Consider the following 26515-nt stretch of genomic DNA (forward strand, 5'->3'; position numbering starts at 1 on the left):
CTCAAGACTAATAACTAATGAAAATACTACTTAGTAACGATGATGGTGTTCATGCCTTAGGTATTAAAGTACTCTTTGATGAATTGAAGAAACATTTCACAGTAAACGTAGTAGCGCCCGATCGAAACTGTAGCGGTGCTAGTAATTCATTAACTCTTATGAATCCGTTACGAGCAGATTTACTCGACAATGGCTTCACTTCAGTTAATGGCACGCCAACAGATTCAGTACATTTAGGGGCAAGTCACCTCTTTACTGATTGTGACCTTGTCGTCGCAGGTATCAATAAAGGTGCTAACTTAGGTGATGATACCTTATATTCAGGGACTGTGGCAGCAGCGACAGAAGGGCGACACATGGGTATGCCTGCTATTGCGGTTTCATTAGCAGGTAAAACTGAACAGCATTATCAAACAGCGGCGATAGTGACTGCAAAAATCATTAAACGTTTGCAAACGCATCCATTACCCGCAGATCAAATTTTAAATATTAATGTACCCGATATTCCTTTAAATGAATTAAAAGGAATAAAAGTGACACGCTTAGGTCATCGACATAAAGCTGAAAGTATGCAGAAAATGCAAGACCCATGGCAACGTGATATTTATTGGTATGGTGTTTTAGGAAAAGAATTAGATGGTGGTGATGGTACTGACTTTCATGCGGTAGCCAATGGTTACGCATCAGTAACGCCACTCACTGTCGATATGACAGCACATCGCAGTATTGAAAAAGTTAAGTCTTGGCTTACAGGCCTAAAATTTTAAGGTAAATGGATAATTTATATGATGTCTAATCGGTTAGGCGGAAAATCAAAACGCAGTGGTGAATTACTTGCGCAAAAATTACAAAGTGAAGGGATAAGTGATCCTGCTGTTTTACAAGCAATAGCCCATTCACCGAGGCATATTTTTATACCTGAAATATTAGCCCATAAAGCATACGACAATACAGCTTTACCTATTGGCCAAGGACAAACTATTTCACAGCCTTATATTGTCGCTAAAATGTCAGAATTATTGATTGCCGGTAAACGGCCTAATAATATATTGGAAATAGGCACAGGATCGGGGTATCAAACCTCTATTTTAGCGCAACTTACTGACAAAGTGTTCTCTGTTGAGCGCATTAAAGCTTTACAGTGGCAAGCAAAGCGCTGCTTACGTGCCATGGATTTGCATAATGTTGCCATGAAACATGGTGACGGTTGGCAAGGATGGCAAAGCAAAGGGCCTTTTGAAGCGATTATAGTTACCGCCGCACCTGCTAGCGTACCTCCTGCATTATTAAATCAACTTGCTGACGGTGGTCGCTTGATCATCCCTGTTGGCGAACAAACTCAAATTTTAAAAATTATTACTCGTGAAGGGGATGATTTTACAGAACAACAAATAGAAGCGGTACGTTTTGTACCTTTAGTAGCTGGGGATTTACTGTAGTGAAAATTTTTTCGAGACTTTATCAATGGACTTTACATTGGGCAGAGCATAAATTTGCGCCACGTTATTTAGCGTTATTAACATTTATTGAATCGATATTTTTCCCTATTCCTCCTGATGTTATGCTGGCGCCTATGGTGCTAGCTAAACCGCATAAAGCATGGCACTTTGCCAGTATTACTACAATCGCTTCTATTTTAGGTGGCGCAGTCGGTTATTGGCTTGGGTACTTTATGTTTGAACCATGGATACAACCATTAGTAACTCAATTTGGTTACCAAGAGCGATTAAATCTTGCTATTAACTGGTTTAATGAATGGGGTGTTTGGGTTGTTTTTATTGCTGGTTTCTCGCCTATCCCATATAAACTGTTTACAGTTAGCGCTGGCTTTTTGCACATGGCATTTATTCCTTTCTTTATTACCTCCGCAATCGGCAGAGGCATGCGATTTTTTCTTGTTGCGGGTCTCATTAAGTGGGGCGGAAGTGCGATGGAACAAAAAATACGCCAATGGGTTGATGCATTAGGTTGGTGTATTGTTGCTGCCATCATTGTGGGGTATTTTGTTTTATATTAAAAAATGAACCATTAGTTTATGCAGAAATTTAACATCGCAAAACTTAGCATTATGAAATATCAGCTCATAAAAAACGCCCTTAAGAGGTATTTTTTATGAGTGATTTTTATTATCTAAAGAACACCGTTCTTTGTTGCATATTGGCGAGCGCTTTATTTTCTTGTAGTAGCAGAGATACGCCTGCACCAGTCTCAACTCTCTATGGCAGTAGCTTCACCTCAGGGCGAAGCCTTGATGAAATAACCAGTAACCAATACGCTGTTAAAAAAGGCGATACCCTTTTCTCTATCGCTTGGCGTGCTAACTCAGATGTAAGAAATATAGCACGTATAAATAAACTCTCTTCCCCCTACCGAATATACCCAGGACAAAATTTATTTTTAGTCGAATCGAAAAGTAAAAAAATCACAAAAGTTAGCAAGGCTAAGGCATACAATAAAAAGTCGAATAAAAGCTCTATCAAAACCAATAAAAATAGTTCGAAAAATACACTTGCATCTACAAAAAAGCAGGCGTATGGTAAAAATGTAAGTAAGAATGAAATAGTACAAAAGTCACTACCAAAGTCTGATTTCTCTAAAAAAATCAAGCAGTGGCAGTGGCCAGTAAACGGCAAAGTTATAGAGTTTTTCTCTGACAGAGCTCAAGGTAATAAAGGCATTAATATTGCCGGTAGTCGCGGTACTGAAATACGTTCAGCGGCAAATGGTAAAGTGGTCTATGCGGGTACAGCGCTTCGAGGTTACGGTAAACTTATTATAATAAAACATAATGATGATTACTTAAGTGCTTACGCTCACAATGATCGCATTCTTGTTAAAGAGCAGCAGCTAATTAATGCAGGAGATGTTATTGCCAATATGGGAGATACTGATGCTAATAAAGTTATGCTTCATTTTGAAATACGCTTTAGAGGAAAGTCTGTTAATCCGATAAAATACTTACCAAAAAAATAGGCTTTAGCCGTTGAATTATAATAAATAACAACAGTTAAAGTTAAAGATAACCACAACATAATTGATAAAAAAACTACCGGAGTTACCGTGAAAATTTAATCGTTAATAAAAGCTTTGCACATTTGGGAGAATAGCATGGTCAAATTAAAAGAAGAAAAAACAACTGTTGAATCAAAGGAAGATGCTCCATCAAATTTAGATGCGACGCAAATATATTTAAGCGAAATTGGTTTTTCGCCATTATTAACAGCAGAAGAGGAAGTCTACTTTTCACGCCTAGCACTAAAAGGTGATGAACCATCACGTAAGCGTATGATTGAAAGTAATCTACGATTAGTTGTAAAAATCTCCAGACGATATAATAATCGAGGCCTACCATTACTAGACTTAATTGAGGAAGGTAATTTAGGCTTAATCAGAGCGGTAGAAAAATTTGACCCTGAACGCGGCTTTCGTTTCTCAACTTATGCTACTTGGTGGATACGTCAAACCATTGAACGGGCTATAATGAATCAAACCCGTACCATTAGATTGCCTATTCACGTAGTAAAAGAGCTGAATATTTATTTACGCGCATCACGTGAATTAATTCAACAACTTGATCATGAACCAACAGCAGAAGATATAGCCCAGCATTTAGATGTTTCTGTTGCTGATGTTAATAAAATGCTTCGTTTGAACGAACGTATTGCCTCAGTTGACACGCCTTTTGCCGGTGATTCAGAAAAAGCCTTACTTGATATTATCGCGGACGAAAAAAGCTCCGGTCCAGAAGATGATTTACAATCAGACGATATGAGTAAAAACATTGTACATTGGCTAAATGAATTGAACACCAAACAAAGAGAAGTATTAGCAAGACGTTTTGGTTTGTTAGGCTATGAAGCCGCAACACTAGAAAATGTAGGACATGAGATTGGTTTAACGCGTGAACGCGTTCGCCAAATTCAAGTAGAAGCACTTAAACGTTTACGTGATATTTTATCGCAACAAAACTTATCAATTGAAGCAATCTTTCAAAACTAAGTTGTTACACTATTAATAAATTTTCACAATAGAAAACTATTGTTCAAAAATATAAGTAACATCATTAAAAAGCAGTAAAAGAAATTTTACTGCTTTTTTGTTTATAAAATATAGATTTACTTTTTTGTACAGCCCTTAGGTACTTGATTAAAAGTAGCTTTACTCTGTCAGGTGCTTACCTCAAGCTGAAGTCATTTTAATCAACGAACGATTTATTTTAAGTACGGTTATCTGCACACTTTATTTCAGGTGATATATCTTATTCACTTATAAGTCTGATTTTATTTTTTAAGCGCAATTATCAACAAGTATGTATAAATTATATTTATAGAGGCATGTAACTATTGTTGATGGAAATAATTTTAATAAAAAAGATCGGATCTTAATAGAATAAAGGGTCGTGTTCATGGTAATATCGCGCCAGAAATTTTAACTTAGAGCCAGTGGGTTTTATTTTTAGTGTCATGCTAAACTTAATTCTTTACTGAAATACACTGAAATCGGCGACCTGATTTTACTAATTAATGCTTAGATTTTCGTATTTAATTATTAGTTAGTTTAATTAATAAACTGATTTTTATACTCCCATCAAAAGTAGTGCAAGTGTTTATGATTACAATAAAAAAAGGCTTAGATGTTCCTGTTCAAGGTGCTCCTCAGCAGGTAATCCATGATGGTCCGTCCATCAAAACCGTTGCAACACTCGGTGAAGAGTTTGTGGGTATGCGTCCAACCATGTTTGTAAAAGTGGATGACCGCGTAAAAAAAGGTCAAGTGATTTTTGAAGACAAAAAAAATCCTGGCGTTAAATTCACAGCTCAAGCTGCCGGTGTTGTTAAAGAAATTAACCGTGGTGAAAAACGTGTTTTACAATCTGTTGTTATCGAAGTCGATGGCTATGATCAAGAAAAATTCACCAGTTACCCAACCAATGAACTAAATACAATTGCCCGTGAAGACGTGGTAAAAAACTTAGTTGATTCTGGTTTGTGGACAGCGTTAAGAACTCGCCCATTTAGTAAAATACCAGCCATTGATAGCACGCCTGTTGCTGTTTTTGTTAGTGCTATGGATACTAATCCATTAGCAGCTAATCCTGAGGTTGTTATTAATGAGCAAAGCGACGCATTTAAAAATGGTTTAACCATTTTATCACGCTTAACAAGTGGTGAAGTTTTTGTTAGTAAAGCTCCTGGTGCTAATATCCCAGTAGATGCTAACTCTACCGTGACTGAATTTGCAGGTAAACATCCTGCTGGTTTAGTAGGTACGCATATTCACTTCTTAAAACCAGTAAGTGCAGACAAAGTCGTTTGGCATATTGGTTATCAAGATGTTATCGCCTTCGCCAAATTATTCACTACAGGTGAACTTGATAATACACGTATTATCTCTCTTGCTGGTCCTGCAGCTAAAAACCCACGTTTAGTACGTACTGTTTTAGGTGCTAGTACTGCTGAGTTAACAGCGACCGAAGCGACTGAAGGTGAACTGCGTGTAGTGTCTGGTTCATTATTAATGGGCTCTACTGCTAGCGCTGTGCATGGATATTTAGGTCGTTACCATACGCAAGTATCATTAATCCTTGAAGGGCGCGATAAAGCCTTTATGGGTTATATGTCTCCAGGTCCTAATAAGTTCTCAGTAACTCGTGCATATATGTCTCACTTGTTCCCAAGTAAGTTATTTAATATGACTACGACGACTAACGGTAGTTCGCGTGCCATGGTACCAATTGGTAACTTTGAACGTGTTATGCCATTAGATATTTTACCGACCTTGTTATTACGTGATATTTGTTCGGGTGATACCGATGGCGCGCAACAACTTGGTGCCTTAGAGCTAGACGAAGAAGATTTAGCACTGTGTACATTTGTTTGCCCAGGCAAAACAGATTACGGTGTGATCCTTCGTGACTGTCTAACTACTATTGAGAAGGAAGGTTAGTCATGGGCTTGAAAAAATTTATTGAAGATATAGAGCCGCAATTTGAAAAAGGCGGCAAACATGAGAAGTGGTTTGCGCTTTATGAAGCGATAGCTACGGGCTTATTTACCCCTGGTTACGTGAATAAAGGTAAAACCCACATTCGTGATAGCATTGATTTAAAGCGTATCATGATCACAGTATGGCTTGCCGTTTTTCCAGCCATGTTCTTTGGTATGTATAACATTGGTTATCAAGCGGTTGACGCTTTAGCTGCTGGTTATGCTTTACCACAATCTTGGCAGGTTGATTTATTTACCTTGCTAGGTGGTACGTTAACGGCAACATCTGACTGGTTCAGTATGATGTTGTATGGCGCTTGTTTCTTCTTACCTATTTATGCTGTGACCTTTGTGGTTGGTGGCTTCTGGGAAGTATTATTTGCGGCAGTACGTAAACATGAAGTTAACGAAGGTTTCTTCGTTTCATCAATTCTTTTTGCACTTATTCTTCCGGCAAGTATTCCATTATGGCAAGTAGCTATTGGTATTACTTTCGGTATTGTTATCGCAAAAGAAATCTTTGGTGGTACAGGTAAAAACTTCTTAAACCCAGCATTAGCGGGTCGTGCGTTTTTATTCTTTGCTTACCCTGCACAAATCTCTGGTGATGCTGTTTGGGTTGCCGCTGATGGCTTCTCAGGTGCTACTTTATTAAGTGCTGCTAACCAAGGTTTAGTTGATTACTCAATGAATGCTAATTGGTGGAACGCTTTTTGGGGTTTCATTCCAGGCTCTGTAGGTGAAGTATCAACTTTTGCTATTTTACTTGGTGGTGCTTACATTCTTTACAAAGGTATTGCTTCATGGCGCATCGTATTAGGTGTGTTTGGCGGTATGGTAGTAACTTCATTATTATTCAACGCTATTGGTAGTGACTCTAATGCTATGTTTGCTATGCCTTGGCATTGGCACTTAGTTATTGGTGGTTTTGCTTTTGGTATGATGTTTATGGCAACCGATCCTGTGTCAGCTTCATTCACTAATACTGGTAAATACTGGTTTGGTGCTTTAGTTGGTGTAATGGTTGTACTAGTACGTGTTGTTAACCCTGCTTTCCCTGAAGGTATGATGTTAGCGATATTATTTGCTAACTTATTCGCACCATTGTTTGACTACTTTGTAGTGAAGAGTAATATTAAACGGAGGCTTGCACGCAATGTCTAGTAATAAAGAAACATTCGGTAAAACGGTTGGTTTTGTACTAGCTGTCTGTATTGTTTGTGCATTGTTAGTATCTTTCTCTGCAGTGCAGTTAAAGCCACTACAACAAGCAAATAAATTACTTGATCAACAAACTAAAATTCTTGAAGCCGCAGGGCTTTTAGAAACAGCAGGCAAAGATGTTGTTGGAACTTACAACAAATTTGTTGATGCACGTATGATCGATTTAGACTCAGGTGAGTTTATTGAAGGTGACGTTATTAACTTTGATGAACGTCGTAATGCTCGTGATACAAGCTTATCTATTAAACCAGAAAATGATATTGCCGGCATCAATCGTCGCTCTAACAGTGCGGTTGTTTACATAATCAAAGATCAAGCGGGTGCTGTTGACTCTGTTGTGTTACCAATTGTTGGCTCTGGGTTATGGAACTTAATGTTTGGTTATGTTGGTTTAGAAGCTGACTTAAACACAATAAATAGCGTTATTTATTCTGATCATAGTGAAACTCCAGGATTAGGTGCAGAAGTACTTAACCCTAAATGGAAAGCGTTATGGCCAGGTAAGAAAATTTATGACGACGAAGGTAATGTTGAAATACGTCTTGTTAAAGGTGGTGCCAAAGCTAATGATATTCACGGTGTGGATGCATTATCTGGTGCAACGTTAACAAGTAACGGTGTTACACATACATTGCAGTTTTGGTTCGGTGAAGAAGGGTATGAACCTTTCATTACTAAATATCGTGCAGAAGGGGTTAAATAATGTCTTCAGATGCTAAAAAAGTATTAACGGGTCCTATTGCTGATAATAACCCGATTGCATTACAAGTATTAGGTATTTGTTCTGCACTTGCTGTAACAAGTTCAATGGCTAACGCCTTAGTTATGAGTTTAGCGGTTATTTTTGTAACAGCTTTCTCTAACTTGTTTATTTCAATTATTCGTAATCATATCCCATCTAGTGTACGTATTATTGTACAGATGGCGATTATTGCATCATTGGTAATTGTGGTTGACCAAGTGTTAAAAGCTTTCTCTTATCAGTTATCTAAAGAACTTGCTGTATTTGTTGGTTTGATTATCACTAACTGTATTGTAATGGGGCGTGCTGAAGCGTTTGCTATGAAAGAAAAGCCAGGTCTTAGCTTTTTAGATGGTATTGGTAACGGTTTAGGTTACGGTGCTATTTTAATGCTAGTTGCTTTCTTCCGTGAATTATTGGGTTTTGGTACTTTATTCGGTATTGAAATTTTACCATTGATTCAAAATGGCGGCTGGTACCAAGGTAATGGCTTACTAGTATTACCATTTAGTTCATTCTTTGTTATTGGTTTAATCATTTGGGCACTTCGCCAATGGAAACCTGAACAAGTAGAGAAGGATTAATAGCATGGAACATTATATTGCAATTTTAGTTAAATCTATTTTCATTGAAAACATCGCGTTAATGTTTTTCCTAGGTATGTGTACCTTCCTTGCTGTATCTAAAAAAGTTGATACTGCAATTGGCTTAGGTGTTGCTGTTGTTGTGGTACTTGGTTTAGCGGTTCCTATGAACCAAATCATTTACCAAGCAGTATTAGCTCCTGGCGCACTTGACGGTGTTTTAGGTATTACTGATCCGAAAGAATCGATTGACTTAAGCTTCCTATCTTTTATTACCTTTATTGGTGTAATTGCAGCTTTAGTTCAAATCTTGGAAATGGTACTAGACAAATATTTCCCAGCGCTTTATCAAGCACTTGGGATTTTCTTACCACTTATTACCGTAAACTGTGCAATTTTTGGTGCCGTGTCTTTCATGGTAGCGAAAAACTTAACACTTGGTGAAAGTGTTGTTTACGGTATTGGCTCTGGTATCGGTTGGGCACTTGCTATTGTGCTATTAGCTGGTATTCGCGAAAAGATGAAATATTCTGACGTGCCAGACGGTTTGAAAGGTTTAGGTATTACATTTATTACTGCAGGTTTGATGGCTTTTGGCTTCTTATCTTTCGGTGGTATTTCCCTATAAGTTTGGTCGGTGTAATATGGGATTACCCACATTACACCCTTAGAAAAGTTTAAGGAAAGGTCGATGGAAATTATTCTCGGCGTATCGATGTTTACCATAATTGTTGTAGCTTTAGTGTTAGTGATTTTATTCGCTAAATCTAAGTTAGTATCAAGTGGTGACGTTACGATTAGCATAAATGGTGACCCAGACAAAGCAGTAACTACTGCAGCGGGTGGCAAATTATTAGGCGCATTAGCTGATCAAGGGATCTTTATTCCTTCAGCTTGTGGTGGCGGTGGTACTTGTGGCCAGTGTCGCGTAGATGTGCATTCAGGTGGTGGCGATATTCTTCCAACGGAAGAAGGTCACATTACTAAACGTGAAGCCAAAGCGGGTTGTCGCTTAGCATGTCAAGTTGCTGTTAAACAAGACATGAATATTGAAGTTGAAGATGAAATATTCGGTGTTCAACAATGGGAATGTGAAGTTATCTCTAACGATAACAAAGCGACTTTCATTAAAGAACTTAAGCTTCAAATTCCTAATGGTGAATCAGTACCGTTTAAAGCCGGTGGTTATATTCAAATTGAAGCACCAGCGCATCACGTTAAATACAGTGATTTTGATATTGATGAGCAATACCGTGGCGATTGGAACCATTTTGGTTTCTTTGATGTTGAGTCAAAAGTGGACACAGATACATTACGTGCATACTCAATGGCTAACTACCCAGAAGAGGAAGGCATTATTATGCTTAACGTGCGTATTGCTACGCCGCCTCCTGGAAAGTTACATTTACCAGCGGGTAAAATGTCATCATTCATCTTTAGTTTGAAGCCTGGTGATAAAGTAACTATTTCTGGTCCATTTGGTGAGTTCTTCGCTAAAGAAACTGATAATGAAATGGTATTTATCGGTGGTGGTGCGGGTATGGCACCAATGCGCTCTCATATCTTTGATCAGCTTAAGCGTTTAAAATCTAAACGTAAAATGAGCTTCTGGTATGGTGCACGTTCATTGCGTGAAATGTTCTATGAAGATGATTATAACGGCTTAGCAGCTGATAATGATAACTTCCAATGGCATGTTGCATTAAGTGATCCACAACCTGAAGATAACTGGGACGGCTTAACTGGTTTTATTCATAATGTTCTTTTTGAAGAATACTTGAAAGACCATGAAGCACCAGAAGATTGTGAATACTACATGTGTGGTCCACCAATGATGAACCAAGCTGTTATCGGCATGCTTAAAGATCTTGGTGTAGAAGACGAGAACATCATGTTGGATGACTTTGGTGGCTAATATTCATATTTAAGCGTGTTTAAACGCCATTAGCTTCGTTGGAAGTGCTCATTGACTAGCGTCAACTTCGCGCTTCCGCCTTGCTACTAACGTTAAATCACAACTTAAATAAAGAATATAAAAATCATTTATTTTAAAGTATTAAAACTAAATGATTTATATCAAAGGTTATCAAAATTAAAGACGGCTTAGGCCGTCTTTATTCTTTTATATGTTTTATAAAAAGAAAAGTTAAATTTGTGTTCTATAACGATGAAATCGGCAATTAAGTTCTGAATCTATTAATAACATTATTATTTAAATGAAAATATTTTAAGCATTACTTTAAATATGATTAACAACATCACTTTATGAGTGTTTTCATTTAAACAATAATTTGGACGTACTATGAATATAATTAAATCATTATTATTAATATGTTTAACAATAACGTTATCTGCATGTTTCCCAAGTAATCCTTCTAAAAATACGGAAGTATTGTTGCAAGGTCGCACCATGGGGACTACTTATAATATTAAAGTAGTCACAACAGAAGAAGAGATTATTGCTCTTAAATTGCAGCAAAAAATTGATGCGGCTTTACAACAAGTTAATCAAGAAATGTCAACTTATCTGCCAAATTCTGAAATATCGCTATTTAATAAATCAAGCTCAACTGAGGCTGTTACCGTTTCACCGGGTTTTGCTCGAGTACTTAAAGAATCAATTCGCCTTGGTAAGTTAAGCCAAGGTAAGCTTGATATTACTGTTGGTCCATTAGTTAACCTTTGGGGCTTTGGTCCTGAGCAACGTCCTGAAAAAATTCCAAGTGATGAACTTTTAAGTACGACTAAGCAGCGTATTGGTTTAGATAAATTAATACTTGAAGGTGATCAATTATCGAAAAAAACACCTGATCTCTATATCGACTTATCAACTATTGCTAAAGGCTATGGAGTTGATGTCGTTGCAGAATTAATTGAAGAGAATGGCTTTACTAACTACTTAGTAGAAATTGGCGGAGAAATGCGTTTAAAAGGCGTGAAACATACAGGTGAATTATGGGCTATTGCCATTGAGAAGCCTATTCTTGATCCAAGTGGTGTCGAACGTGCAATTCATCAAGTCGTTATTCCTAAAGATAATGCGGTAGCAACCTCTGGTGATTATAGAAATTACTTTGAAGTAGAGGGAATGCGCTTTTCACATATAATTGACCCTGATACAGGTAAACCTATTAATCATAATTTAGTCTCTGTTACCGTGATTGATCCATCTTCAATGACCGCAGATGGCTTATCAACAACGTTAATGGTAATGGGGATGGAGCAAGGTATGCGTTTTGCTATTGAAAATGATATTGCTGCTTTGTTTATCGCTAAAACCGATGATGGCTTTGATGAGCAATTTACGGTAAAATTCAAACAATATTTGAAATAATAGTCCTGCTGTTTTTTAATAAAAAATTTGAACCAATGCATTGTTCATTGTGTTGTTTGGTTAACCGTTAAATAAATAAGTCAGTCGATGACGTTAGTAAATTAGTTGAGAGCAAAAATTATGATGATTTTCCTTATTACCTTCGGTTTCTTCCTTGTTGTTGGTGCAGCTATGGCTGTTGGTTATATATTTCAAAACAGAACCTTAGCAGGCAGTTGTGGTGGCTTAGCAAGCGTAGGTATTGATAAAGAATGTAACTGTGATAACCCCTGTGAAAAACGTCAAGAACGTGAAAAAAAGGCAGCACTACAACTTAACCTTGAATCAAAAATTGATGTAAAAAATTTATAATGCCTTAATTCTATTAACCGTAGGCTTAAGGACGTTATAAATAAAAAAGGGTAATGAACTAAGTTCATTACCCTTTTTTAAATGTTATTGAAGTTGTTTTTATAACAAGAATTTATCTATTTTATTAATAATTCCATCGGCATCCAAACCTAACTCTTGATGAACTTCTTGTTGAGTACCATGTTTAACAAACTGATCAGCAACACCAATATTTAATATACAAACAGGTTTACCTTGTGAAAGTAAGTACTCATTTACACCTGAGCCTGCACCACCTGAAATAGCATTATCTTCAACCGTTACTAATACATCATGCTCGTTAGCTAACGTATTGATAAGATTAATATCTAGTGGTTTAACAAAGCGCATATCAACAATTGTTGCGTTAAGTGTTGCTGCGGCCTTTTTGGCTTCGCTTAGCATGGTACCAAAACTTAATATGGCAATACGTTTGTTTGGCTGTGAATCAGTTGCTTGTACTTTGTCTTCTTGTCTAGTTGAAACAACTAGACCTTTACCTAACTCAATGGTTTCATCAATATTCGGTAATGTTTCACCGGTGCCACTACCACGCGGGTAACGAACTACACTTGGACTATTTAATTGAAAGCCAGTATTTAACATTAGCTGACATTCACGTTCATTAGATGGTGCCATGATAATGATATTAGGAATACAACGTAAAAAGCTTAAATCAAATACACCTTGATGAGTCGCTCCATCTGCGCCAACAATACCGGCTCTGTCAACTGCAAACATAACGGGTAAGTTCTGGATAGCTACATCGTGAATGAACTGATCGTAGCCGCGTTGTAAAAAGCTTGAATAAATAGCCACTACTGGTTTTTGTCCGCCAATAGCTAAACCTGCTGCATAAGTTACTGCATGTTGTTCAGCTATAGCTACATCAAAGTATTGTTCTGGAAAGCGTCGACTAAACTCCACCATGCCAGAGCCTTCAGCCATGGCTGGTGTTACCGCAACCAATTTTTTATCAACTTCAGCCGTTTTACATAACCAATCACCGAATATTTTAGAGTATGTCGGTAGGCTTGCTTTAGATTTAGGTAAAGTGGTCTCTTCAGGGTTAAACTTAGGTACAGCATGGTATTTGATAGGGTCTTGCTCAGCTGCTTGATAGCCTTTACCCTTAGTAGTTACTACATGTAAAAGTTGCGGGCCTTTTAGGTTACGCATATTTCTGATTGTGGTAACTAAACTATCCACATCGTGACCATCAATTGGACCAATGTAATTAAAACCTAACTCTTCAAAAAAGGTGCTAGGTACTACCATGCCTTTTAAATGCTCTTCTGCACGACTCGCTAATTCTTTTATTGGTGGCAGGTTATTTAATATTTTTTTACTGCTTTCTCTAAAGCCGGTAAAAATACTGCCTGATAATAACTTAGCTAAATGGTTATTTAATGCACCTACATTTTCTGAAATTGACATATCGTTATCGTTTAAAATAATTAACATGTCTTTTTTTATGTCACCAGCATGATTTAATGCTTCAAATGCCATTCCTGCGGTCATAGCACCATCACCAATTACAGCGACTGTTTTTCTGTTTTTGCCTTCCTTTTCAGCGGCAACAGCTAAACCTAAGGCGGCTGAAATAGACGTACTTGAGTGACCAACGCTTAAAGTGTCGTATTCACTTTCTTCGCGCCAAGGAAAAGGATGTAACCCATCTTTTTGTCTGATGGTATGTAATTGGTCGCGTCTTCCCGTTAATATTTTATGTGGGTAAGCTTGATGACCAACATCCCAAATTAAATGATCAAAAGGGGTGTTGTAGACATAATGTAAAGCAACAGTAAGCTCTATTGTGCCTAAACCTGAAGCAAAGTGACCACTACTTTTACTCACGGAACTTAATAAAAAACTACGTAACTCATTACTCACACGGGTGAGTTTTTCTTGCGGCATATTGCGCAATTCGCCAGGTAGGTTAATCTGCGAAAGTAAAGGATAGTTAGCTAAATTCGTGGTCATAGTGCGTCTAATAGTATGTCTATTGATAATTATTATAATTTTTAACGTGTTAGCTAATTATAAGGAGATTCCCAGTAATATGCTTAAATACAGTACAGTGTATAGCTTATTTAATGACTGCGTTTCACGATAAAGTTAGCAAAATTTGCTAAGGATTGCGTATTGTAAGGCAATCTTGCCAAAGCTTGAAGCGCTTGTTGTAATAAGTTTTCAGCTTTGTCTTGTGCGCCTTGTAAACCTAGAAGTGCAGGGTAAGTGCTTTTGTCTGCAGCAACATCAGATCCCACAGGTTTACCAAGCTCTTCTTCAGTAGATGTTAAGTCAATAATATCATCTTGAACTTGATACGCTAAACCAATAAGTTGTGCGTACTCACTTAATATTATTTTATGTTCATCGGTAACCAAGTCACTACATTCAGTAGGCATTAATACCGCTGCTTCAAGTAAAGCACCTGTTTTTAATGAATGTAAAACTTCTAAGTCAGTTAATGAAATACTTTTTCCGGTAGCGGCTAAATCAAGCGCTTGCCCGCCACACATTCCTTGGTAGCCTGATGCGCGTACTAATTGTTGCACTAGTTTAAGTTGTACCGGTGTTTTTAAAGTGTTTGTTGATAACGAAAAAGTATGATTAGCTAAAATATCAAATGCTAATGTTTGTAATGCATCACCTGCTAAAATAGCTGTAGCTTCATCAAAAGCTTTATGACAAGTAGGCTTGCCGCGTCTTAAATCGTCATTATCCATTGCCGGTAAATCATCATGAAGCAGTGAATAAGCATGAATACATTCAAGCGCACCTGCAACCGCATCAATTTCTTTTACATCAACAGCTATTGCTTCACCTGTTATATAAGCAAGGTAAGGGCGCATACGTTTGCCGCCAATAAGCAAGCCATAACGCATAGCTTCAAGCAATTTGGGGTCATTAATAGTTAAACTATCGATTTTTTCAGCTAAAAAGTTATTGATACGTTGTTGATAATGTTCATAAGAAATCAAAGTTGTCATTAATCTTCGCCTGTAGCACTATCAAAGTCTGTTAATTGTGCATTACCATTTTTTTCTAGTAAAATTTTAACTTTTTGTTCAGCTGTTTGTAATTTCACCTGACTTAACTGACTAAGGTTTAAGCCTCGTTCAAACAATGCCATTGACTCTTCTAGGTTTAAATCACCTTGTTCTAAGCTTTGGACTATGGTGTCCAGTTCATTTAATGATTCTTCAAAAGAGAGGTTTTCTAATTTCTTTTTAGCCATGATTATTGCTCTAAGCACTTAACGATGAATGAATGGAGGGCAAACTTACCTTAGCTTGCTACTCCGGTCAATTGACCTACGGAGAATATTGTTCAACAAATATTTTAACATTAGTGTTAAGTTATTGACACAACGGGCGATAATAAACTTATATGCGTATTTTTTATTGAACTGCTATTTATTCGGTATATGTAAGATATCACTTGGTTAATAGTGAATAATTTGTACATAATGTACTATTCTTTTAAAGAAGTACTGTTTTCAAGCGCTATCTATTTGTTGTTTAGGAGAGTTTTGTGGATTTAGCTACATTAGTTGGTATTTTAGGCGCCATAGGTTTATTGATAATGGCGATGGTGTTATCTGGCGATATTATGATGTTTGCAGATACCCAGTCAGTAATTATTGTTTTTGGCGGTTCACTTTTTATTGTTTTAGCTAATTTCAGCATAGGGCAATTTTTTGGTATTGGTAAAATTATTGCTAAAGCATTCATGTTTAAAATAGAGCAACCTGAAGAGTTAATTCAAAAAGCTGTTGATATGGCTGATGCCGCCCGTAAAGGGGGGTTTTTAGCACTAGAAGAAGCCGAAATTTCTAATGCTTTTATGCAAAAAGGGGTTGATATGCTCGTTGATGGGCACGATGCCGATGTGGTGCGAGCTACTATGCAAAAAGATATTAATTTAACGACAGAGCGCCATGAAAAAGGTGCTAGTATGATGATGGCACTTGCTGATGTCGCCCCCGCAATGGGAATGATAGGTACACTTATCGGCTTAGTTGCTATGTTATCGAATATGGATGACCCTAAATCTATTGGTCCTGCAATGGCGGTTGCGTTATTAACTACGTTATATGGTGCCTTTCTAGCGAATGTTATTGCCATTCCTATTGCGTCGAAGTTAAAACTTCGTATGGCTGAAGAAAAAATGAACCAAGAATTAGTGCTTGATGCGGTTTTAGGTATTCAAGATGGCCAAAACCCCCGCGTCATCGAAGGCTTACTAAGAAATTACTTAGCCGAAAGTAAACGAAAAATAGATACCACAGAAGAATAACAGGAGTAAACGTATGTTATTCATACTCGGTAGATTTATTGTCAACACCTTAGTATTCACAGTAGTTAACAGGAGGGCGCATGGCTGAGCAAAAATGTAAGTGTCCACCTCCAGGGTTACCTGCATGGATGGGAACCTTTGCTGATTTAATGTCTCTTTTGATGTGTTTTTTTGTTCTACTTTTATCCTTCTCAGAAATGGACGTTCTAAAGTTTAAACAAATTGCTGGCTCAATGAAGTTTGCTTTTGGCGTACAGAATAAAATTGAAGTAAAAGATATCCCTAAAGGCACGAGTATTATCGCGCAAGAATTCCGCCCTGGAAAACCAGAGCCAACGCCTATTGAAGTTATACAACAACAAACTATGGAAATGACCCAACAAATGCTTGAGTTTCAAGCGGGTAATGAAGCATCAGCGGGTGGTCGCCAAGAGCAACGTGGCACTGAACGTGGCGGACAGGCACAAAATACCGAAGATGCGCTATCACAACAAGCGATTGAACAAGCTAAACAAGATCTAGAAGAAGCATCACAAGAGCAAGTTAATGAGTTAGTTAAAAAAATTGCCGACCAACTTGAAGAGCAAATTCAAGATGGGGCAATAGAATTAGAATCTTTAGGCCAGCAAGTTATTATTCGTATTCGTGAAAATGGCTCATTTCCATCGGGATCTGCATTTTTACAACCTAAATTCTGGCCTGTTATTCGAGAAATTGGTGAGCTATTAAATACTATTCCCGGTGAAATTATGGTGTCAGGTAATACAGATAATTATGGTGTTGATTCTGAGCTGTTTACCTCTAATTGGGATTTATCAAGTAAACGCGCGGTTGCTATTGCCCACCAATTAATTAAAGTGCCAGGCTTTGACCCAACAAGGTTAGTGGTTGCCGGTCATGCCGATACTAGGCCTTTAGTTCCTAATACTAACGCACTAAATCGCCGTCGTAATCGTCGTGTTGAAATAGCCATAAACCAAGGTAAAGCTAAAGAAACTGAGCGTATAGGTTTAACTGAAGATGCAGCTAATTAGCTGCTAATTAGTCATAAGTTGCCGGCTTATTACTAATAGCAACGGATAATTGTATAAGCGAACGGTAAAATTTAAAAAAAGACAAAAAAAATAGTGTATAATCCGCGCCATTATTTTTTTGTCTTTTTTAGGTTATAACCGATGAAATTTATCGTTAAACTGCAGTCTGAGATCACCATTAAATCTCGCCCCGTTCGTAAACGTTTTACTAAAATATTAGAGTCGAACATTAAAAATGTTTTACGTCGTATTGACGAACAAGTCACTACTCGTATGAACTGGGATAATGTTGAAGTTAATACCAAAGACAACTCGCCAGAAAACCGTGAACGTTTAATTAATGGACTTAAGTGTATACCCGGCATTCCAACGTTTTTAGAAGTACAGCAAAGTGAATTTACAGATGTTCATGACATTTATGAAAAAACCTTAGCGATACACGCAAAAACGATTGAAAATAAAACTTTTTGTGTTCGTGCTAAACGTACCGGAACACATGATTTTAAATCATTAACTGTTGAGCAATATGTCGGCGGCGGTTTAAACCAAGCGGTTGCAAGCGCAAAAGTTAAATTAACTAAGCCAGATGTAACTATTCGTATAGAAATTAAAAATAAAGACTTATTTATTGTTACTGAACGTCATATTGGTTTGGGTGGTTTTCCTATTGCTACTCAAGAAGACGTTTTATCATTAATGTCGGGTGGCTTTGACTCTGGTGTTTCAAGTTACCAAATGATCAAAAAAGGGGCGCGTACTCATTACTGTTTCTTTAACTTGGGTGGATCTGCGCACGAAGTTGGCGTTAAGCAAATCAGCTACTATTTATGGGACAAGTTTGGCTCGTCGCATAAAGTTAAGTTCTTCGCTGTAGATTTTGAACCTGTTGTTGCTGAAATATTAGAAAACGTTGAAAACAGCCAAATGGGTGTTGTACTAAAACGTATGATGGTACGCGCCGCAACTAAAATTGCCGAGCGAGGTAAAATACAAGCGCTTGTTACTGGTGAAAGTTTAGGTCAGGTTTCAAGCCAAACCCTAACCAACTTAAATGTAATAAACAAAGTAACCGATACTCTTATCTTGCGTCCGCTAGCAGCTTACGACAAACAAGATATTATTGATATTGCCCGTAATATTGGTACTGAAGACTTCTCAAAAACTATTCCTGAATACTGTGGTGTTATTTCGAAAAAACCTACCGTTAAAGCAGTATTATCTAAAGTTGAAGAAGAAGAAGGTAACTTTAACTTTGATGTTTTAGACAAGGTGGTTAGTGAAACGCGTGTTTATGATATTCGCGATATAGGTACTGAAACCGAAGAAGAAATTCGCGCCGTAGACTTGGTTGAAAATATCCCAACCGATGCAGTAATTGTTGATATTCGTAGTCCTGAAGAAGAAGAAGACAAACCTTTAGAATTAGATAATGTTGAAATAAAACACATACCGTTTTACAAGTTAGCTACTCAGTTTGGTGATTTAGATATGTCGAAAGAATATTTACTATATTGCGATCACGGTGTAATGAGTAAACTACAAGCTTTATACTTACTTGATAACGGCTTTAAAAACGTTAAAGTTTACCGTCCATAACAGTTAGTTATAGCTGACAATATATCATCGATGTACAAACGTAGGCGGGAATTTATTCCCGCTTTTTTGTGCGCGAATTAATACTCACGAATGATTAATCACAAAGCTTATTGATATTCACTAAGAGATTTAACCGCTTGCCACATTCGAGTATTTTCAGGAGTAGCAATATTGTGCTTTTCTCCTAAACGGTGAATGTAACCGTTGATATAATCTATCTCAGTTGATTTACCTGCTAACACATCACAGCGCATAGATGAGCAATTTTGTGCCGTTGCTTTAGCGACATTTCTTACAATTTCTTGCAACTCAGCTAATGATAAATTAATCTCCTCAGCTTTACTTACTGCTACAATTTCAGCCAATATATAATTTACTTGCTCAGAAAATTGCTCATTGTTTACTTCGCCATTATCCAAACCATTAATTGCTGTTATTGGGTTTATCACACAGTTAATTGCTAACTTTAGCCACTGTTTTTCTATTATATCTTGATGGAAAGTAACACTAGGTAAGGCTGTATTTAGTAATGCCGTGAGTTGCTGTTGTTCAATGGCGGTTAATTCGTCAGCCAAACGTCTGTTGACTTGACCTATATCACTTCGCCCTAACCCTGTATGAGTTATATTTAGTGGAGAGTTTCGTAAACTACCGTGTGTAGTTAACATGGTCAGTATTCGCTGTGATTTTGGCAGTAAATTAACAACTTCTTCAACCGCTCCCATTCCATTATGAGCGAGAATAATAATGCAGTTAGGTGAAAGTTGTTTGGCTATGTTTTTTATCGCAGCTGCTATTTGGTATGACTTTACGCATAGCAAAATAATATCAGCAATAGCTATATCAGCTGTTTCACTATACCTAAGTGGGTAGCTTTTACCCTGTACCTTTTCTGACGGTATTTCTTGATAAGAGGTAAAGTGGTAGTTTGTTAGGTGTGCTTGACCAACATTTTTATTTTTATGAGTTAGCCCTTGTTTAGAAGTAAGTAAAGTTACTGAGTTTTTAAAAGAAAATTTAGCTTGGGACAAATGATGATACCAAAGTAAACCAATGGCACCTTGACCAACCACTACAATATTACTGAATGGAATTACTGAGAGAGTACTTGTTTGATTTGTCATGCTCTAACCTATACTAATAACCGGCTTTATTTGTAGCTTATCACTTATAACTTAAAGGATTATTTTTACGCTGACGGAAAAACTTAAGGTATAACCATTTCGCTAATACAAATAAACCTATGCCAATAACATCAGCAAAAAAGTCACCTAGCTCACCACTACGATACCCTAAAAATGATTGTCCAATTTCAGTGAGTGCCCCGTAAAAAACCAGTAAAGGGATGCAATAGGGCAAAGATAACTTAATAACTGAGTGACATACCCAAGTTAAAATAAAAAAGCTAGTCAGATGACCAATAGTATCAATGGCTGGAAATTTAAAAATGCGTTTTCTTAAAATATCAGGTAATAGCTCGTGGGCAAAAAGCAGTACGGTAAAGATAATAATAACAGTAATGAAAAAATACGTGTGTTGGCGTGCTTGCACGAGAAATCTACAGTCAAATAAAAAGTGATCTGATATTAACATGTATTTTTACCTCTGCCTCGGCTTTTATTGGATTGCTGGCGGAGCAATTACTGAAAGAGAAAGAGCTTAATTAATTGGTTTAAGGCTATAGTTGCACCACGTAAAGCTAAAGGTATAATAGCAAAAATTAAATTTATTCAACTTATAACTAGTTATAGTCACTTTAATTTTACGGCAAGTAAATATTGAAGTGGGGCTAGATCAACACAAGAGAAACAATTATGCCATCAATGGATATCGTATCAGAAACTGATTTAGAAGAAGTAAGAAATGCAGTCGACAATGCTAATCGTGAATTAACTACACGTTTTGATTTTCGTGGAGTAGAAGCTAGTTTTGAATGGAAAAAGCCAAATGTAACCCTTAAAGCAGAAGGTGATTTTCAACTAAAGCAAATGTGCGACATGTTACGTAGTCAGTTAACTAAACGTGGTGTTGATGCGAAAGCGATGAACATTGAAACAGCTAGCGCTACCGGTAAAAACTGGAGCCAACAAGTTAACTTTAAAGAAGGTATTGAGCAAGACGTTGCTAAAAAGGTAGTAAAACTAATCAAAGCAGAAAAACTTAAAGTACAAGCAGCTATTCAAGGCGAGTCTGTTCGTGTAACTGGTAAAAAGCGTGATGATTTACAAGCGGTAATGCGTTTAGTTAAAACGGCAGAGTTAGAACAATCTTTCCAATTTAATAACTTTAAAGATTAATAGCGCGACTCATACTAACATTATGGTTTTATCACTCAGGGTAGAACCATAACATTCACTTTTTTATTGCGCTAATTTTGGGATTTTTAGTAAGTAACATAAATTATATTTAATAATAAAAAAACTCTGTACCCTATACCCATATTGCTCTCTCGCTATTCACCATTAATAATACTTACAAAATCATTTAGACGTCTATACGTTTAAACGTTGACATACATATCAATCCAAGTAACATTGTATTCCTCAATAAATACGTGCTTTTTTGTTAGGTGTCTATCATGCCCATTAAAATTCCTGGTCAATTACCCGCTTTGTCAATTCTCGATAATGAAAACATTTTCGTTATGTCTGAAGATCGCGCTGCGAGCCAAGAAATTCGCCCAATGCAAGTGGCTATTTTAAATTTAATGCCTAATAAAATAGAAACGGAAGTGCAAATTTTACGTATGTTGTCGAATACGCCATTACAAATTAATGTGGAGTTTGTGCGTATTCATAAAAACGTGTCTAAAAATACACCGAAAGAACATTTAGAAAACTTCTATTGTTTGTTTGATGACATTAAACATAAGCAATACGATGGCTTACTTATTACGGGCGCACCTTTAGCGCTGCTTGATTATACCGAAGTAAGTTATTGGGATAAAATATGCGAAGTATTTGACTGGGCAAATAAAAATGTAACCTCAACAATGTTTTCATGTTGGGCTGCTCACGCTGCTTTATATCATTATTACGGATTAAATCGTCATTTACGTAAAGATAAGCTTTTCGGTGTTTTTCAGCATACGCCGTTAGATAGTAAAGAAGAGCTTACACGCGGCTTTGATGAGAACTTTAATGTGCCACATTCTCGCTACGGTTATATCGACAAAGCCGACTACGAAAGTATTGATGAAATAAATATTTTAGCGGAGTCTCCAGAAGCTGGAGTTTATTTGGCTGCAAGTGAAGATAAACGTCAGGTGTACCTTATTGGTCATCCAGAATATGACACATCTACATTACATGAAGAATTTTTACGCGATTGTAAAAAAGACAACACGACGAGCAAGCCTGTTAATTATTATCAAGATGATAATGTTGATAATGCGCCCGTTGGTACTTGGCGAAGTCATGGTAGTTTACTTTACACAAACTGGCTTAATTACTATGTTTATCAAATGACACCGTACCAGTTAGACGCTGAACACATGACCGCAACGTTAAAAAATAAATAAAGTTTATAATGCATCAAATATAATCTCGTTGGTTAATAAATACCCCGAGACTTACTAATCGTTTATCAACAGCTTGATGACGATAGTGAACAACGAAAAAATTACTTGGATATCAAAATGAAAAAACATGCTTCTTTCGCCTTATTTGAACAGCAACTTGCTAAAAATATATTAATTCTTGATGGTGCTATGGGTACCATGATCCAAGCATATAAATTTGAAGAGCAAGATTTCAGAGCTAATCGTTTTGCTGATTGGCACACTGATGTGAAAGGTAATAATGATATGTTAGTGCTTACTCAGCCTGACATAATCAAAGCTATTCATCTTGAGTATCTTGAAGCAGGCGCTGACATTCTTGAAACCAATACCTTTAACGCAACGACTATTGCCATGGCCGATTACGACATGCAAGAGTACAGCGCTGAAATTAACCGAGAAGCCGCAAGAATAGCGCGTGAAGCGGCTGATGAATACACCAAAAAGAACCCAGAACGCCCACGTTTTGTGGCCGGTGTTTTAGGGCCAACAAACCGTACTTGTTCTATTTCACCTGATGTTAACGATCCTGCCTTTCGTAACGTAACTTTTGATGAACTAAAAGATGCTTACATTGAATCAACTAAAGCCTTAATTGAAGGTGGCAGTGACATTATTTTAATCGAAACTATTTTCGATACACTTAATGCAAAAGCAGCTATTTTTGCAGTAGAAACGGTTTTTGATGAATTAGGTGAACGTTTACCAGTAATGATCTCAGGCACAATTACTGATGCCTCAGGTCGAACCTTATCAGGTCAAACTACCGAAGCATTTTACAACTCACTTCGTCATGCTAAACCTGTTTCATTCGGTTTAAACTGTGCGTTAGGTCCAAATGAATTACGCCAATATGTTGCTGAGCTAAGCCGAATTTGTGATACCGCCGTATCAGCGCATCCAAATGCAGGTTTACCAAATGCTTTTGGTGAGTATGACTTAATGGCTGATGAAATGACCACGCATATAGAAGAGTGGGCTAAGTCTGGCTTTTTAAACATTGTTGGTGGTTGTTGTGGAACCACGCCAGATCATATTCGTGCAATGGCACAAAGTGTTGCTAACATTTCACCACGTAAAATTGAAGAGCGCCCAATAGCTTGTCGTTTATCAGGGTTAGAAGCCTTAACTATTCAGGAAGACAGCTTATTTGTTAACGTTGGTGAACGTACTAACGTTACTGGTTCAGCGATGTTTAAACGCTTAATTGTTGAAGAAAACTACGAACAAGCGATTTCAGTTGCTTTACAACAAGTAGAGAATGGCGCACAAATTATTGATATCAACATGGATGAAGGCATGTTGGATTCAAAATCCGCTATGGTACGCTTTTTAAATATGATTGCTGGCGAGCCTGATATTGCTAAAGTGCCAATCATGATTGATTCCTCTAAATGGGACATCATTGAAGCGGGCTTAAAATGCATTCAAGGTAAAGGTATTGTTAACTCCATCAGCTTAAAAGAAGGTGAAGAAAACTTCCGTGAGCAAGCTGAATTACTTCGTCGTTACGGCGCTGCAGTAATCGTGATGGCCTTTGATGAAGAAGGCCAAGCGGACACACGAGAGCGTAAATACGAAATTTGTCATCGTGCTTATCATATGTTGGTTGACGAAATTGGCTATCCACCAGAAGATATTATTTTCGATCCGAATATCTTTGCCGTGGCAACGGGTATTGATGAGCATAATAACTACGCGGTAGATTTTATTGAAGCGGTTGACGATATTAAGAAAAATTTACCACACGCGATGATTTCGGGTGGGGTATCAAACGTATCTTTCTCATTCCGCGGTAACAACCCTGTTCGAGAAGCTATTCACGCGGTATTTTTATACTACGCCATCAAAAATGGTATGGATATGGGTATTGTTAACGCTGGGCAACTTGCTATTTATTCAGACTTGCCTGAAAAGCTTAAACAAGCGGTAGAAGATGTTATTAACAATAGCGATGACGGCGCTACCGAACGATTATTAGATATTGCCCAAGAATATCACGGACAAGCTGGCGGCCAAGCAGCTAAAACTGACATGGCATGGCGCGAATTACCCATTAATGAACGTTTAGCGCATGCACTTGTTAAAGGTATTAACGAATTTATTATTGAAGATACTGAAGAAGCACGACTTGCGGCAGACCGACCTTTAGATGTTATTGAAGGTCCGTTAATGGATGGCATGAACGTGGTTGGTGATTTATTTGGCGCGGGCGAAATGTTTTTACCGCAAGTAGTAAAATCAGCGCGTGTTATGAAACAAGCTGTAGCACATTTAAACCCGTTTATTGAAGCTGAAAAAACCGAAGCAAGTAGTAACGGTAAAGTGTTATTAGCAACTGTTAAAGGCGATGTTCATGATATTGGAAAAAACATTGTTGGCGTTGTACTGCAATGTAATAACTACGAAATTATCGACCTAGGCGTAATGGTATCTTGCGATGATATTTTACGCGTTGCTAAAGAAGAGAATGTCGATATTATCGGTTTATCTGGGTTAATTACTCCATCTCTTGATGAAATGGTGCATGTTGCTAAAGAAATGAAACGTAATGAGTTTAAGTTACCATTACTTATTGGCGGCGCAACCACTTCTAAAGCACATACCGCTGTTAAAATAGAACCTCAATACGATGAGCCTGTTGTATATGTTTCAAACGCATCGCGCGCGGTATCTGTGGTAAGTAACTTGTTATCAAGTGAACATAAAGAGCAGTTTCATATGAGCACTAAAGAAGAGTATGAAAAAGTTCGTGCCCGTCATTATAAAAAAGGCCCACGTTCAAGTTTAATTAGTCTTGAAGATGCGCGTGCTAATGCTACCGGAATTAACTTTGATGATTACACTCCGACAAAACCAAATAAGTTAGGCGTAACCGTACTTGATAACCTTGATCTTAACGAGGTAAGAAATTACATCGATTGGACGCCATTTTTTATGACTTGGCAGTTATCAGGTAAATACCCACTTATTTTAAAACACGAAGTTATTGGCGGTGAAGCAACTAAGTTATTCAACGATGCTAACGCCATGCTTGATGACGTTATTAATAATAAAAAACTTACAGCAAGAGCGGTATTTGGTCTATTTCCAGCAAATGCTAAGCAAGATGATATTGAACTTTATACTGATGAAAGTCGTAGCGAAAAATTAACGCGTTTACATCAATTACGTCAACAAAGTAAAAAACCAGCAGGACAGTTTAACCGTTGTTTAGCAGATTATATTGCCCCAGTTGAGTCAGGTATTGAAGATTATGTAGGCGCGTTTGCGGTATCTGCTGGCTTTGGTGTTGAAGAACTAGTAAAAGCTTATGATGCTGAATTTGATGATTACAATTCAATATTATTAAAAGCAGTTGCGGATAGATTAGCCGAAGCAAGTGCTGAATACTTACATGAAAAAGTACGTAAAGAATATTGGGGCTTTGCACCTGATGAAGATTTAGATAATGACGCGTTAATTCGTGAAAGTTACCAAGGTATTCGTCCTGCTCCTGGTTACCCTGCGTGCCCTGAGCATACCGAAAAAGGTTTAATTTGGGAGCTCTTAAACGTTAAAGAAAATATTGATATGGACTTAACCTCAAGCTATGCCATGTGGCCAGGTGCTGCGGTAAGTGGACTGTATTTCTCACACCCTGAGTCTAAATACTTTGCGGTAGCAAAAGTAGCGAAAGACCAAGTGATTGATTATGCAAACCGTAAAGGGATGACCTTAGAGCAAGCTGAGCGTTGGTTATCTGCTAACTTGGATTATGAGCCAGAGTAATAAAAGAAGC

Annotated in this window: 24 protein-coding genes; 19 read left to right on the forward strand and 5 right to left on the reverse strand. The window is 37.4% G+C overall.

Annotation, left to right across the window (positions count from 1 at the left end):
* Positions 1 to 17 precede the first annotated feature (17 nt).
* The 13 genes from surE to nqrM all read left to right on the forward strand — a co-directional run bounded on the left by surE (position 18) and on the right by nqrM (position 12222).
* Positions 18 to 767, forward strand: a complete 750-nt coding sequence (gene surE, locus KO502_RS00985; protein ID WP_216020687.1) for a 5'/3'-nucleotidase SurE — start codon at positions 18 to 20, stop codon at positions 765 to 767.
* A 21-nt stretch (positions 768 to 788) separates the two neighbouring features.
* Entirely contained in the window at positions 789 to 1439 is a 651-nt protein-coding gene (locus KO502_RS00990) for a protein-L-isoaspartate(D-aspartate) O-methyltransferase (RefSeq protein WP_216020891.1), read from the forward strand.
* Positions 1439 to 2017 carry a YqaA family protein gene (locus KO502_RS00995; protein ID WP_216020688.1) on the forward strand — a complete coding sequence of 193 codons (579 nt, stop codon included), beginning with the start codon at positions 1439 to 1441 and terminating at the stop codon, positions 2015 to 2017. Before KO502_RS00990 ends, KO502_RS00995 begins: the two co-directional genes overlap by 1 nt.
* 95 nt (positions 2018 to 2112) lie before the next feature.
* Positions 2113 to 2973: a peptidoglycan DD-metalloendopeptidase family protein gene (locus KO502_RS01000; RefSeq protein ID WP_216020689.1), complete on the forward strand. Its 861-nt coding sequence runs from the start codon at positions 2113 to 2115 to the stop codon at positions 2971 to 2973.
* Positions 2974 to 3108: 135 nt separating this feature from the next.
* Complete coding sequence (gene rpoS / locus KO502_RS01005; RefSeq protein WP_216020690.1) at positions 3109 to 3999, forward strand: RNA polymerase sigma factor RpoS; 891 nt, start codon at positions 3109 to 3111, stop codon at positions 3997 to 3999.
* 609 nt (positions 4000 to 4608) lie between these two features.
* Entirely contained in the window at positions 4609 to 5946 is a 1338-nt protein-coding gene (locus KO502_RS01010; protein ID WP_216020691.1) for a Na(+)-translocating NADH-quinone reductase subunit A, read from the forward strand.
* Between the two features lie 2 nt (positions 5947 to 5948).
* Positions 5949 to 7151 (forward strand): NADH:ubiquinone reductase (Na(+)-transporting) subunit B, encoded by a 1203-nt coding sequence (locus KO502_RS01015; RefSeq protein ID WP_216020692.1) that lies wholly within the window; start codon positions 5949 to 5951, stop codon positions 7149 to 7151.
* Entirely contained in the window at positions 7144 to 7914 is a 771-nt protein-coding gene (locus KO502_RS01020; RefSeq protein WP_216020693.1) for a Na(+)-translocating NADH-quinone reductase subunit C, read from the forward strand. Before KO502_RS01015 ends, KO502_RS01020 begins: the two co-directional genes overlap by 8 nt.
* The gene (locus tag KO502_RS01025; RefSeq protein WP_216020694.1) at positions 7914 to 8537 is read left to right on the forward strand and encodes an NADH:ubiquinone reductase (Na(+)-transporting) subunit D; all 624 of its coding nucleotides are present in this window, start codon (positions 7914 to 7916) and stop codon (positions 8535 to 8537) included. The genes KO502_RS01020 and KO502_RS01025 overlap by 1 nt, the downstream gene beginning before the upstream one ends.
* A gap of 4 nt (positions 8538 to 8541) precedes the next feature.
* Entirely contained in the window at positions 8542 to 9165 is a 624-nt protein-coding gene (gene nqrE, locus KO502_RS01030) for an NADH:ubiquinone reductase (Na(+)-transporting) subunit E (RefSeq protein ID WP_216020695.1), read from the forward strand.
* Positions 9166 to 9228: 63 nt separating this feature from the next.
* Positions 9229 to 10452, forward strand: coding sequence for an NADH:ubiquinone reductase (Na(+)-transporting) subunit F (gene nqrF, locus KO502_RS01035; protein WP_216020696.1), 1224 nt, complete (start codon positions 9229 to 9231; stop codon positions 10450 to 10452).
* A gap of 387 nt (positions 10453 to 10839) precedes the next feature.
* Positions 10840 to 11871, forward strand: coding sequence for an FAD:protein FMN transferase (locus tag KO502_RS01040; RefSeq protein WP_216020697.1), 1032 nt, complete (start codon positions 10840 to 10842; stop codon positions 11869 to 11871).
* A gap of 120 nt (positions 11872 to 11991) precedes the next feature.
* On the forward strand, positions 11992 to 12222 hold the full coding sequence (gene nqrM, locus KO502_RS01045; protein WP_216020698.1) for a (Na+)-NQR maturation NqrM: 231 nt from the start codon (positions 11992 to 11994) through the stop codon (positions 12220 to 12222).
* 99 nt (positions 12223 to 12321) lie between these two features.
* On the opposite strand, the gene dxs is transcribed toward nqrM, so the two are convergent.
* The 3 genes from dxs to KO502_RS01060 form a co-directional block, all read right to left on the reverse strand.
* Positions 12322 to 14223 (reverse strand): 1-deoxy-D-xylulose-5-phosphate synthase, encoded by a 1902-nt coding sequence (gene dxs / locus KO502_RS01050; RefSeq protein ID WP_216020699.1) that lies wholly within the window; start codon positions 14221 to 14223, stop codon positions 12322 to 12324.
* A gap of 110 nt (positions 14224 to 14333) precedes the next feature.
* Positions 14334 to 15236, reverse strand: a complete 903-nt coding sequence (gene ispA / locus KO502_RS01055) for a (2E,6E)-farnesyl diphosphate synthase (protein WP_216020700.1) — start codon at positions 15234 to 15236, stop codon at positions 14334 to 14336.
* Positions 15236 to 15484, reverse strand: a complete 249-nt coding sequence (locus tag KO502_RS01060; RefSeq protein ID WP_216020701.1) for an exodeoxyribonuclease VII small subunit — start codon at positions 15482 to 15484, stop codon at positions 15236 to 15238. The genes ispA and KO502_RS01060 overlap by 1 nt, the downstream gene beginning before the upstream one ends.
* Positions 15485 to 15780: 296 nt before the next feature.
* Between KO502_RS01060 and pomA the strand changes: the two genes are divergently transcribed.
* From pomA to thiI, 3 genes are all read left to right on the forward strand, one after another.
* The gene (pomA, locus tag KO502_RS01065; RefSeq protein WP_216020702.1) at positions 15781 to 16545 is read left to right on the forward strand and encodes a flagellar motor protein PomA; all 765 of its coding nucleotides are present in this window, start codon (positions 15781 to 15783) and stop codon (positions 16543 to 16545) included.
* Positions 16546 to 16625: 80 nt separating this feature from the next.
* Positions 16626 to 17579, forward strand: coding sequence for a flagellar motor protein MotB (locus tag KO502_RS01070; RefSeq protein WP_216020703.1), 954 nt, complete (start codon positions 16626 to 16628; stop codon positions 17577 to 17579).
* A gap of 141 nt (positions 17580 to 17720) precedes the next feature.
* Positions 17721 to 19175 carry a tRNA uracil 4-sulfurtransferase ThiI gene (gene thiI, locus KO502_RS01075; protein ID WP_216020704.1) on the forward strand — a complete coding sequence of 485 codons (1455 nt, stop codon included), beginning with the start codon at positions 17721 to 17723 and terminating at the stop codon, positions 19173 to 19175.
* A 107-nt stretch (positions 19176 to 19282) separates the two neighbouring features.
* Here the strand turns inward: thiI and KO502_RS01080 are convergent, their stop codons facing one another.
* Together KO502_RS01080 and KO502_RS01085 are read right to left on the reverse strand one after the other, a co-directional pair.
* A complete protein-coding gene (locus KO502_RS01080) occupies positions 19283 to 20299 on the reverse strand; it encodes a 2-dehydropantoate 2-reductase (RefSeq protein WP_216020705.1) in 1017 nt (338 codons plus the stop codon).
* Positions 20300 to 20339: 40 nt separating this feature from the next.
* Positions 20340 to 20768 carry a VanZ family protein gene (locus tag KO502_RS01085; RefSeq protein WP_216020706.1) on the reverse strand — a complete coding sequence of 143 codons (429 nt, stop codon included), beginning with the start codon at positions 20766 to 20768 and terminating at the stop codon, positions 20340 to 20342.
* A gap of 221 nt (positions 20769 to 20989) precedes the next feature.
* On the opposite strand from KO502_RS01085, the gene KO502_RS01090 reads away from it, so the two are divergent.
* From KO502_RS01090 to metH, 3 genes are all read left to right on the forward strand, one after another.
* Positions 20990 to 21472 carry a YajQ family cyclic di-GMP-binding protein gene (locus KO502_RS01090; RefSeq protein WP_216020707.1) on the forward strand — a complete coding sequence of 161 codons (483 nt, stop codon included), beginning with the start codon at positions 20990 to 20992 and terminating at the stop codon, positions 21470 to 21472.
* A 281-nt stretch (positions 21473 to 21753) separates the two neighbouring features.
* The gene (gene metA, locus KO502_RS01095) at positions 21754 to 22695 is read left to right on the forward strand and encodes a homoserine O-succinyltransferase (RefSeq protein WP_216020708.1); all 942 of its coding nucleotides are present in this window, start codon (positions 21754 to 21756) and stop codon (positions 22693 to 22695) included.
* A 117-nt stretch (positions 22696 to 22812) separates the two neighbouring features.
* Complete coding sequence (metH, locus tag KO502_RS01100; RefSeq protein ID WP_216020709.1) at positions 22813 to 26505, forward strand: methionine synthase; 3693 nt, start codon at positions 22813 to 22815, stop codon at positions 26503 to 26505.
* The last annotated feature ends 10 nt before the right edge of the window (positions 26506 to 26515 follow it).

The sequence above is a fragment of the Colwellia sp. E2M01 genome (genome assembly GCF_018860585.1).
Lineage (GTDB): Bacteria > Pseudomonadota > Gammaproteobacteria > Enterobacterales > Alteromonadaceae > Colwellia.